Origin of the sequence: Erwinia sp. 198, from assembly GCF_003937915.1 — a bacterium.
GTDB lineage: Bacteria > Pseudomonadota > Gammaproteobacteria > Enterobacterales > Enterobacteriaceae > Erwinia > Erwinia aeris.
Window position 1 is genome coordinate 1 of record NZ_RHUM01000025.1, and the last position, 4,067, is coordinate 4,067.

Annotated in this window: 5 protein-coding genes and 1 pseudogene; 5 read left to right on the top strand and 1 reads right to left on the bottom strand. The window is 49.6% G+C overall.

What is annotated here, in order from left to right; genetic code table 11:
* The 4 genes and pseudogenes from EGK14_RS20965 to EGK14_RS20980 all read left to right on the top strand — a co-directional run.
* On the top strand, positions 1-881 hold an 881-nt coding region (locus EGK14_RS20965; protein WP_199746514.1), incomplete at its 5' end, for a VENN motif pre-toxin domain-containing protein.
* Between the two features lie 14 nt (positions 882-895).
* Positions 896-1,087, top strand: a complete 192-nt coding sequence (locus EGK14_RS20970; RefSeq protein WP_125290993.1) for a DUF4926 domain-containing protein — start codon at positions 896-898, stop codon at positions 1,085-1,087.
* Positions 1,088-1,195: 108 nt separating this feature from the next.
* Positions 1,196-2,092 (top strand): annotated as a pseudogene (locus EGK14_RS21680) (VENN motif pre-toxin domain-containing protein); the annotation flags it as partial.
* 713 nt (positions 2,093-2,805) lie between these two features.
* Entirely contained in the window at positions 2,806-3,108 is a 303-nt protein-coding gene (locus EGK14_RS20980) for a hypothetical protein (protein ID WP_125290995.1), read from the top strand.
* A gap of 52 nt (positions 3,109-3,160) precedes the next feature.
* Here EGK14_RS20980 and EGK14_RS20985 read toward each other — a convergent pair whose 3' ends face one another.
* On the bottom strand, positions 3,161-3,529 hold the full coding sequence (locus EGK14_RS20985; RefSeq protein ID WP_233598569.1) for a SymE family type I addiction module toxin: 369 nt from the start codon (positions 3,527-3,529) through the stop codon (positions 3,161-3,163).
* 3 nt (positions 3,530-3,532) lie between these two features.
* On the opposite strand from EGK14_RS20985, the gene EGK14_RS21685 reads away from it, so the two are divergent.
* Positions 3,533-3,838 carry a hypothetical protein gene (locus EGK14_RS21685; protein WP_125290996.1) on the top strand — a complete coding sequence of 102 codons (306 nt, stop codon included), beginning with the start codon at positions 3,533-3,535 and terminating at the stop codon, positions 3,836-3,838.
* Positions 3,839-4,067 lie beyond the last annotated feature (229 nt).

Genomic DNA, 4,067 nt, shown 5'->3' on the forward strand with positions numbered 1-4,067 from the left:
CGGGCGGGCTTGCCGGGGACAGTGCGGGTGCTGCGGTAACGGGTGCGCAGGCCGGGAAGAATGCGGTTGAGAATAATGCGCTGAGTGTGCAGGAAAACCAGTCCCGCGTTCAGGAAATGTCGCAGTGTCAGGGCAACAAAGCCTGTGAAGGCGCAGTAACCGAGAAGTACAAGCAGATTTCAGCAGCACAACAAAAGCGCGTGATGGAGTGTACAGGCGCTCAGGACTGTGTTGATAAAGCGAATGAAGTTGGCAGGTTACAGGCTGATTATGCTAACCGTACCAGTGAGTTGCTGGAAAAAGCCCGAGCTGATGGCGGTCTGAGTCCGGTAGAACAGAACGAGCTTTCAATCCTTCAGGTGACTACGATCCAGCTTGAGGCGGACAGAAATGCGGCGATTCATAATGCGCTGATGTCCGGTGATTCACCTGAAGCGAAGCAGCTCGCGATAAACTCGCTGGCACAGGTGGCAGGAACCAGTGCTGCGGGAATTGCGGCAGGAGTTGGGAAAAATAAGCCTAATACTGGAGGAAGTGCAGTCAAAAACGGAGCGAAAAACGCACCAGAGACGCAAACTAGTGTTGATAATAAATTAACTAATTACCTGTTAGCGAAAGATCATCCTGTTGGCGGAAGCAAGGCTGAATGGTTTGATAAAGCCCTCGGTTTTAACAAAGGGAATTCAAGCGATCTTGCGAAACAAATTGTCTTCGAACCAGGCAAAGCTGTGAAAACAGCAGAAACGCAGCACGGTGTTAAATATGACCAAGTAATATCTATCACTGGTGCTAACGGAAGAACAATAGATGTGAAATTCGGTTGGATTAAGAATAATGATGGTGTCGTTAGACTTGTGACAGCTATTCCGGCTAAGAAATAACGGGTGCTAAAATTATGATTAAAGAATATGATGTCGTTAAGGCCACTAAAGTGTTATCTGACTCTATAGCTGCAGGATGTAAAGGTGCTGTTGTTATGGTATATACAGAACCTACTTTAGGCTATGAAGTAGAGTTTGTTGATGCTAATGGTGAGACGTTAGATGTTTTGACTGTTTATCCAGACGACATTCGGCTATTGAACTAATATTATGCTCCAATAAATGAAATCCCGGCCAGTGAGCCGGGATTTTTGCTTTCAAGCCCTTGAATCCCCCGCTTACCGCCGCTGCAACCGGAGCACACCGGGCGCAGCGGTAATCTCCAGCTGAACGGCGCGGTTATTGCGAGTACGGCAGATGCCAGCCTGAATAAACTCGACACCGGCACGCTGGGCTTTGGCGACATCCACAATCACGCGGACTATAAGGTAGAGCACCAGAGTGCGGGGATAAGCACGGGCGGCAGCGTGGGCGGTCAGTTCGCCGGGAACATGGCGAACGGCATGCTGGCGGGGCTGAACGACAGCGGCAGCGCGGACTCGGTGACGAAGGCGGCGGTATCGGAAGGTACGATAGTTATCCGCGATAAGGAAAAGCAGACGCAGGACGTTGCAGACCTCAGCCGCGACGTGGCTAACGCCAATCCGGGGCTGGACGTCATCTTTGATAAAGAGAAGGAGCAGAACCGGCTGAAGGCGGCGCAGCTGATAGGTGAGATAGGCGCTCAGGCGGGAGATATCGCCCGGACGCAGGGCCAGATAGCGGGGATGAAGGCGCAGCAGGACCCGGCGGCTCTTCAGGCGGCGCGTGAGCAGCTGGCGGCAAGCGGTAAGCCCTATACGGAAGCCGATATATCGCAGCGGGCGTCACCGTACCTGGCGGAAAAGATACACGAGCTGACCACAGATGCGAACGGTAAGGTTAATGTCCAGGCGAACCTGATGGCGCACGCGGTGCTGGGTGCGGTAACCTCGTACGCGGCGGGCAATGCTGCGCTGGCCGGAGCCTCGGGCGCGGTGATGGGCGAGTACATCGCGCAGCAGCTGTATCCGGGCGTTAAACGTAAAGACCTGTCTGAGGAGCAGCGACAGACGATAAGTGCGCTGGGGACGCTGGCGGCGGGTCTGGCGGGCGGGCTTGCCGGGGACAGCGCCGGCGGTGCGGTGACGGGCGCGCAGGCCGGGAAGAATGCGGTTGAGAATAATTATCTCAGCGATACGGACGTCACGTCATTCACCGAGAAATATGCAAACGCGAAGACCGATGAGGAGAGAGACCAGCTTGTAGCAGATCTGAAAAAGCTGGATGCAGAGAAACAGGGTAAGGCGCTTACAACAGCAATACCGATTAGAGAGCAGAAAGCAGAGCTTGAGAAGCTGAAAGTGCTAAAGGCTTCGCCGGACTGTAATACACAGTGTCAGCAGCTGGTTACCTACTCAATCTCTGAGCTGGAACCGGTGGCTAACAATACGGAATTGCACAAGAATAACCTCAGTAAGGCGGTATTGGCAGGTGTGATATTTGGGTTAACCGTTGAGAAATCGACAGCAAACAATCCAATATCGCGGCTAACAAGGGAACAGCAGCAGTTAATTGAGAGAGCTGAATTTACAACGACAGCTAAAGGGATACAGAATGCTTTCCCGCGTGATCTGAATGAGAAAGTTGTGTGGAATCAGATTCGGGCTAATCCAGGTTCTGCAGGAGAACCGCTCAAAGGAATGAATAAGGATGCTCGCTTCCCAACATCTGCAGGCTTCCAGAAAATGGAAGCAAAGCAAAAACTATCTAATGGCTCAACTATAACAGTACATTACCAATATAATTCCATAACTGGTAAAGCTTATGATATGAAAGTAACCACACCTCAGAGAAGTGTTAATGACCCTGCCAAGGTGATTGATTCTATTAAGGATGCTGTTAAATGAAAATAAAAGAAAACGACGGAACACTAATAGATGTCTATGCCATTTACTGGATTAAAGGCAAAACCTATTTCTATGGTTTAGTAAAAGATTATGGCTTATCTGTTTTTAATGCAGATAAAGTAGGCGTTGTTGATCCTACAATGTCAGGTGATTTTATTTTTTTTGAAGATGGTATATTTTTTAAACCACTCATTGCAGAAAGAATATTGGATGATCTTGTCGAGGGCGATCCAAAGACTTACAAGCGTTTTATTGAAATTCTAAAAGCTGAAGGTCAAATAGAGCCTGACTTTTACTGACTAACAAAATCCCGGTCTGGCCGGGATTTAACTTTACAATCAGCTTATTACCTTAAAGCGGCAGCCACTCCACAGTTCCTTCCAGGAGCCTCCGTGGCCGCTTCTGCGGCGTGGCAATGACCTGGATAAACTCCGCAATCTGACGCTGCTTGCGGGCAGAGAGCTTTTTACAGGCCTTATGCAACGCGACGACGACTTTCGGCTCTGCCGTTTCTGGCTGCGGTTCCTTAGCAGTCACGATCAGACAGCCCGGCAGCACCCGGACTTCAACCGGCGTGTCGATCGTAAATCCAGCCTCTTCCAGCCAGTCACTGAGTTTTGATAAAGAGCTGTCAGATTGCCGGAGCTCAGGTGGTGACTGCCAGGCAGTTATCGATAAGTGGAAAAGGTCAGCGATAAGCAAAATGCAGACACTGAACAAAAAATGAAAGATAATCCACTGGAAGCGCAAGTTGTTGATAAGAAGATTGCTCAGGGCGGCATTGATATGACAGAGCGCCCGGGCTGGCTGGGTAACGATATTGGTTTAGCTTCTGCCAGCAGGCCAAGCTGTTTATATGGTTACCTGAACAATGTTTATAATGTAATAGCCTTGTCGCCTAAATTATTTATATTCAATGTAGGTTTGATATTATATCCTCTATTCCCGAGTGAAAAAATACGGTTATATTTAAAATTAAACGGTTACAATGTAAATCAAGACCATCCCTCCAAGATCTTTCATTGGTAATCATGCAGTTAATTCAGCTTTCGCCACTCCACAGTCCTTTTCTGGATCATACGTGACTGCCTTTTCGGCGTGGTATCAGCTCAACGGCAGCGACGGATAAAAACCGGCTGGATACGGGCACGCTGGGCTTCAGCAGTATTGAAAACCACGCGGACTATAAGGTCGAACACCAGAGCGTGGGCATGAGCAGCGGCGGCCCTATTGGCAGCCAGATGTTCGACAACCTGGT

Coding starts and splice junctions, on each gene's coding strand:
- EGK14_RS21685 (WP_125290996.1), top strand. CDS start 3,533: ATGAAAGATAATCCACTGGAAGCGCAAGTTGTTGATAAGAAGATTGCT.
- EGK14_RS20970 (WP_125290993.1), top strand. CDS start 896: ATGATTAAAGAATATGATGTCGTTAAGGCCACTAAAGTGTTATCTGAC.
- EGK14_RS20980 (WP_125290995.1), top strand. CDS start 2,806: ATGAAAATAAAAGAAAACGACGGAACACTAATAGATGTCTATGCCATT.